This window comes from Stenotrophomonas sp. SrG (assembly GCF_050031795.1).
GTDB classification, from domain to species: domain Bacteria; phylum Pseudomonadota; class Gammaproteobacteria; order Xanthomonadales; family Xanthomonadaceae; genus Stenotrophomonas; species Stenotrophomonas rhizophila_A.
Genome location: NZ_JBNBBE010001555.1, coordinates 1 through 232, shown reverse-complemented (window position 1 = coordinate 232; position 232 = coordinate 1). Strand labels below are relative to the sequence as shown.

General features: G+C 67.2%; 1 protein-coding gene. It reads left to right on the top strand.

Going from position 1 to position 232, the window contains the following annotated elements; genetic code table 11:
- Positions 1-232, top strand: a 232-nt coding sequence (locus ACQG3P_RS24585; protein WP_426806508.1) for a glycosyltransferase family 2 protein, incomplete at both ends; no start/stop codon positions are given.

The window sequence follows — 232 nt, the reverse complement described above, 5'->3', positions numbered from 1 at the left end:
TAGCCGTCATCATCGTCAGCTACCAGAGTGCCAGCACGCTGGACCTATGCCTGACGCGGTTGCGCGCGGCCGACGAGGTCGCCGAGATCCGCGTGGTCGACAACAAGTCCGACGATGGCACGCTGGACATCGTGCAGCGCCATGCAACTGCCGACCCGCGCCTGCACTTCATCGCCACCCCCGACACCCCGGGCTTTGCTGCCGCCAACAACCAGGGCGTGGCCGACAGCCG